The sequence below is a fragment of the Neisseria sp. P0017.S009 genome, assembly GCF_051957375.1.
GTDB lineage: Bacteria > Pseudomonadota > Gammaproteobacteria > Burkholderiales > Neisseriaceae > Neisseria > Neisseria perflava.
This window is the reverse complement of record NZ_JBQCWL010000011.1, coordinates 1-6,411: the sequence shown is the minus strand read 5'-3', so window position 1 is coordinate 6,411 and position 6,411 is coordinate 1. Positions and strand designations below refer to the sequence as shown.

Below are 6,411 nucleotides of genomic sequence, written 5' to 3'. Positions count from 1 at the left end.
CGTTGCCAAGATCGAAACCAGCAGCATCACCACCAGCAGCTGTATCAAGGAGTAGCCCCTCTGCACAGTTGCCCTATCCCATTTTCTGTCAAATGCCTTTAAGTACATATCTTTCTTCCCTTTATCTTCTATATCTCTATCCAACAAGAGGCACCCTATCCGTTTATCCCTTCACCCCATGTAAAGTCTCCACTGGTTCAAGTTTTATTCCCACCCCCAAACAAAGCCGCCCCGTGGCCCAACCGGCAAACGGTTCGGCCTCGGGGCGGCATATACGGCACAAACGTCCGTCAGACTTATTTTTTCACGGCAGGCTGCGCGGCCTTAGGCGCGGCAGAAGAAACCGTCGCCTCCGCCTTCAACTTGTTCAGCACCGCATCACCGATGCCCTTCACGTTTTTCAGCTCCTCCACCGATTTGAACGCACCGTTCTTCTGACGATATTCCACAATCGCTTTCGCCTTAGCCGGGCCGATACCCGGCAATGCCTCCAGTTCGGCAGAAGAGGCCGTATTGACGTTCACGGCAGCCAAAGAGAATGCCGTACACACGGCGGCAAAGACACCAAATAAAAATTTCTTCATCAGGGTTTTCCTATAACGTGTTGGATTGAATCAACCGGGCCGGCTGCAGGACAGTTTTACTTCCCCGCAGACACTGCCACACGACAGTAGAACACGGCCCTATTCCATATAAATGCATACGACATAATAACGCAAATACCGTTCGATTTCAAATATTCTAAACAGTTAACCGTAACTTTCGGCACTTTATGTTCAAGAATAACAACATAGTTATCATCCTTTAATTTAAACAACAAGAATGCACGAGTCATCAAACCGACAGAACCGACAGGCATGTAAAAAGCCCCCGACATCAGTCGGGGGCTTCGGAATGGGTGTTTGGCGGTGACCTACTTTCACATGGAAGAACCACACTATCATCGGCGCTGAGTCGTTTCACGGTCCTGTTCGGGATGGGAAGGCGTGGGACCAACTCGCTATGGCCGCCAAACTTAAACTGTTACAAATCGGTAAAGCCTTAATCAATATATTTGGTGATGACTGAATCAGTCAGTAAGCTTTTATCTCTTGAAGTTCTTCAAATGATAGAGTCAAGCCTCACGAGCAATTAGTATGGGTTAGCTTCACGCGTTACCGCGCTTCCACACCCCACCTATCAACGTCCTGGTCTCGAACGACTCTTTAGTGTGGTTAAACCACAAGGGAAGTCTCATCTTCAGGCGAGTTTCGCGCTTAGATGCTTTCAGCGCTTATCTCTTCCGAACTTAGCTACCCGGCTATGCAACTGGCGTTACAACCGGTACACCAGAGGTTCGTCCACTCCGGTCCTCTCGTACTAGGAGCAGCCCCCGTCAAACTTCCAACGCCCACTGCAGATAGGGACCAAACTGTCTCACGACGTTTTAAACCCAGCTCACGTACCACTTTAAATGGCGAACAGCCATACCCTTGGGACCGACTACAGCCCCAGGATGTGATGAGCCGACATCGAGGTGCCAAACTCCGCCGTCGATATGAACTCTTGGGCGGAATCAGCCTGTTATCCCCGGAGTACCTTTTATCCGTTGAGCGATGGCCCTTCCATACAGAACCACCGGATCACTATGTCCTGCTTTCGCACCTGCTCGACTTGTCGGTCTCGCAGTTAAGCTACCTTTTGCCATTGCACTATCAGTCCGATTTCCGACCGGACCTAGGTAACCTTCGAACTCCTCCGTTACTCTTTGGGAGGAGACCGCCCCAGTCAAACTGCCTACCATGCACGGTCCCCGACCCGGATTACGGGTCTGGGTTAGAACCTCAAAGACACCAGGGTGGTATTTCAAGGACGGCTCCACAGAGACTGGCGTCTCTGCTTCAAAGCCTCCCACCTATCCTACACAAGTGACTTCAAAGTCCAATGCAAAGCTACAGTAAAGGTTCACGGGGTCTTTCCGTCTAGCAGCGGGTAGATTGCATCTTCACAACCACTTCAACTTCGCTGAGTCTCGGGAGGAGACAGTGTGGCCATCGTTACGCCATTCGTGCGGGTCGGAACTTACCCGACAAGGAATTTCGCTACCTTAGGACCGTTATAGTTACGGCCGCCGTTTACTGGGGCTTCGATCCGATGCTTGCACATCTTCAATTAACCTTCCAGCACCGGGCAGGCGTCACACCCTATACGTCCACTTTCGTGTTAGCAGAGTGCTGTGTTTTTAATAAACAGTCGCAGCCACCTATTCTCTGCGACCCTCCAGGGCTTACGGAGCAAGTCCTTAACCTTAGAGGGCATACCTTCTCCCGAAGTTACGGTATCAATTTGCCGAGTTCCTTCTCCCGAGTTCTCTCAAGCGCCTTAGAATTCTCATCCTGCCCACCTGTGTCGGTTTGCGGTACGGTTCGATTCAAACTGAAGCTTAGTGGCTTTTCCTGGAAGCGTGGTATCGGTTACTTCATGTCCGTAGACACTCGTCGTCACTTCTCGGTGTTAAGAAGACCCGGATTTGCCTAAGTCTTCCACCTACCGGCTTAAACAAGCTATTCCAACAGCTTGCTAACCTAACCTTCTCCGTCCCCACATCGCATTTGAATCAAGTACAGGAATATTAACCTGTTTCCCATCGACTACGCATTTCTGCCTCGCCTTAGGGGCCGACTCACCCTACGCCGATGAACGTTGCGTAGGAAACCTTGGGCTTTCGGCGAGCGGGCTTTTCACCCGCTTTATCGCTACTCATGTCAACATTCGCACTTCTGATACCTCCAGCACACTTTACAATGCACCTTCATTGGCCTACAGAACGCTCCCCTACCATGCCAGTAAACTGGCATCCGCAGCTTCGGTTATAGATTTGAGCCCCGTTACATCTTCCGCGCAGGACGACTCGACCAGTGAGCTATTACGCTTTCTTTAAATGATGGCTGCTTCTAAGCCAACATCCTGGCTGTCTGGGCCTTCCCACTTCGTTTACCACTTAATCTATCATTTGGGACCTTAGCTGGCGGTCTGGGTTGTTTCCCTCTTGACAACGGACGTTAGCACCCGCTGTCTGTCTCCCGAGGAACCACTTGATGGTATTCTTAGTTTGCCATGGGTTGGTAAGTTGCAATAACCCCCTAGCCATAACAGTGCTTTACCCCCATCAGTGTCTTGCTCGAGGCACTACCTAAATAGTTTTCGGGGAGAACCAGCTATCTCCGAGTTTGTTTAGCCTTTCACCCCTATCCACAGCTCATCCCCGCATTTTGCAACATGCGTGGGTTCGGTCCTCCAGTACCTGTTACGGCACCTTCAACCTGGCCATGGATAGATCACTCGGTTTCGGGTCTACACCCAGCAACTGTTCGCCCTATTAAGACTCGGTTTCCCTACGCCTCCCCTATTCGGTTAAGCTCGCTACTGAATGTAAGTCGTTGACCCATTATACAAAAGGTACGCAGTCACACCACAAGGGTGCTCCCACTGTTTGTATGCATCAGGTTTCAGGTTCTATTTCACTCCCCTCCCGGGGTTCTTTTCGCCTTTCCCTCACGGTACTGGTTCACTATCGGTCGATGATGAGTATTTAGCCTTGGAGGATGGTCCCCCCATATTCAGACAGGATTTCACGTGTCCCGCCCTACTTTTCGTACGCTTAGTACCACTATTGAGATTTCGAATACGGGACTATCACCCACTATGGTCAAGCTTCCCAGCTTGTTCTTCTATCTCGACAGTTATCACGTACAGGCTCCTCCGCGTTCGCTCGCCACTACTTGCGGAATCTCGGTTGATTTCTTTTCCTCCGGGTACTTAGATGGTTCAGTTCTCCGGGTTCGCTTCGCTTATCCTATGTATTCAGATAAGGATACCTCCTAAGAGGTGGGTTTCCCCATTCGGACACCGCGGGATCATAGCTTTATTGCCAGCTCCCCCACGCTTTTCGCAGGCTTACACGTCCTTCGTCGCCTATCATCGCCAAGGCATCCACCTGATGCACTTATTCACTTGACTCTATCATTTCAAGAACCTCTTTGACTTCGTTTGCCTACCCGTTGACTAGGGAAGCAAACTTGAAATTCCTACTTTGATAAAGCTTACTGCTTTGTTGTGTCTTAATCCTGCCTTTTGTGTTTCAGGATTAAGTCGATACAATCATCACCCAAATACTGTGTTTGTTTCCTTTTCTCTTGCGAGAGATTTTTCATCCTTTGCAAAGAACAAAAAATTAAAACAAACTCATTGTCTTTGTTTGTTGATTTCGGCTTTCCAATTTGTTAAAGATCGATGCGTCAATATTTCACTTCGCAAATCAAAATAAGCTGCTAAGTATAGCAGGCTTCCTTTGATTTGTAAAGTTCTTGGTGGAGGCAAACGGGATCGAACCGATGACCCCCTGCTTGCAAAGCAGGTGCTCTACCAACTGAGCTATGCCCCCGTTCTTGGTGGGTCTGGGAGGACTTGAACCTCCGACCCCACGCTTATCAAGCGTGTGCTCTAACCAGCTGAGCTACAAACCCGGATTCTCTTCTTAAGCGAATCTTGTCTTCACTCAAGCTTTTCTCTTCCGCATCTTTTACAGTTTACCGATAAGTGTGAATGCATCAGGCCTCTTCTTTCTCTAGAAAGGAGGTGATCCAGCCGCAGGTTCCCCTACGGCTACCTTGTTACGACTTCACCCCAGTCATGAAGCATACCGTGGTAAGCGGGCTCCTTGCGGTTACCCTACCTACTTCTGGTATCCCCCACTCCCATGGTGTGACGGGCGGTGTGTACAAGACCCGGGAACGTATTCACCGCAGTATGCTGACCTGCGATTACTAGCGATTCCGACTTCATGCACTCGAGTTGCAGAGTGCAATCCGGACTACGATCGGTTTTGTGAGATTGGCTCCACCTCGCGGCTTGGCTACCCTCTGTACCGACCATTGTATGACGTGTGAAGCCCTGGTCATAAGGGCCATGAGGACTTGACGTCATCCCCACCTTCCTCCGGCTTGTCACCGGCAGTCTCATTAGAGTGCCCAACTAAATGATGGCAACTAATGACAAGGGTTGCGCTCGTTGCGGGACTTAACCCAACATCTCACGACACGAGCTGACGACAGCCATGCAGCACCTGTGTTACGGTTCCCGAAGGCACTCCTCCGTCTCTGGAGGATTCCGTACATGTCAAGACCAGGTAAGGTTCTTCGCGTTGCATCGAATTAATCCACATCATCCACCGCTTGTGCGGGTCCCCGTCAATTCCTTTGAGTTTTAATCTTGCGACCGTACTCCCCAGGCGGTCAATTTCACGCGTTAGCTACGCTACTAAGCAATCAAGTTGCCCAACAGCTAATTGACATCGTTTAGGGCGTGGACTACCAGGGTATCTAATCCTGTTTGCTACCCACGCTTTCGAGCATGAACGTCAGTGTTATCCCAGGAGGCTGCCTTCGCCATCGGTATTCCTCCACATCTCTACGCATTTCACTGCTACACGTGGAATTCTACCTCCCTCTGACACACTCTAGTCACCCAGTTCAGAACGCAGTTCCCAGGTTGAGCCCGGGGATTTCACATCCTGCTTAAGTAACCGTCTGCGCTCGCTTTACGCCCAGTAATTCCGATTAACGCTCGCACCCTACGTATTACCGCGGCTGCTGGCACGTAGTTAGCCGGTGCTTATTCTTCAGGTACCGTCATCAGCTGTCGGTATTAGCAACAGCCTTTTCTTCCCTGACAAAAGTCCTTTACAACCCGAAGGCCTTCTTCAGACACGCGGCATGGCTGGATCAGGCTTGCGCCCATTGTCCAAAATTCCCCACTGCTGCCTCCCGTAGGAGTCTGGGCCGTGTCTCAGTCCCAGTGTGGCGGATCATCCTCTCAGACCCGCTACTGATCGTCGCCTTGGTAGGCCTTTACCCCACCAACTAGCTAATCAGATATCGGCCGCTCGAATAACGCAAGGCCCGAAGGTCCCCTGCTTTCCTCCTCAGAGAATATGCGGTATTAGCTAATCTTTCGATTAGTTATCCCCCATTACTCGGTACGTTCCGATATATTACTCACCCGTTCGCCACTCGCCACCCAAGAAGCAAGCTTCTCTGTGCTGCCGTCCGACTTGCATGTGTAAAGCATGCCGCCAGCGTTCAATCTGAGCCAGGATCAAACTCTTATGTTCAATCTCTAACTTATAACTTCTGGTCTGCTTCAAAGAAACCGACAGGACAATGTCTAAAACATCATCTTGTCTGTCTTTCAAACAGTGTGAGGCCTAATGCACTCACACTTATCGGTAATCTGTTTTTTAAAGAGCGAATCGAATTATACAGTACATTTAGCAAATGTCAACTAAAATTATCGAAAATTCTAACTAACTGTGTTATACTGTCTGCTTCGTTTTCTTCACCGCGTCAGCAGCGAAGAACCGAACTATACGCC

Annotated in this window: 1 protein-coding gene, 2 tRNA genes and 3 rRNA genes; all 6 read right to left on the bottom strand. The window is 50.0% G+C overall.

Annotated features, from left to right (window positions below; translation table 11 throughout):
• Nucleotides 1-296: 296 nt before the first annotated feature.
• A complete protein-coding gene (locus ACTHTG_RS11060) occupies nt 297-584 on the bottom strand; it encodes a ComEA family DNA-binding protein (protein WP_004520163.1) in 288 nt (95 codons plus the stop codon).
• A gap of 316 nt (nt 585-900) precedes the next feature.
• Nucleotides 901-1,014, bottom strand: a 5S ribosomal RNA gene (gene rrf / locus ACTHTG_RS11055).
• 96 nt (nt 1,015-1,110) lie between these two features.
• Nucleotides 1,111-3,999: ribosomal RNA gene (locus ACTHTG_RS11050) — 23S ribosomal RNA — on the bottom strand.
• 348 nt (nt 4,000-4,347) lie between these two features.
• Nucleotides 4,348-4,423, bottom strand: a tRNA-Ala gene (locus ACTHTG_RS11045).
• 5 nt (nt 4,424-4,428) lie between these two features.
• Nucleotides 4,429-4,505, bottom strand: a tRNA-Ile gene (locus tag ACTHTG_RS11040).
• A gap of 105 nt (nt 4,506-4,610) precedes the next feature.
• Nucleotides 4,611-6,151: ribosomal RNA gene (locus tag ACTHTG_RS11035) — 16S ribosomal RNA — on the bottom strand.
• Together the 16S, 23S and 5S rRNA genes with 2 tRNA genes alongside form the textbook arrangement of a ribosomal RNA operon.
• Between the last annotated feature and the right edge of the window lie 260 nt (nt 6,152-6,411).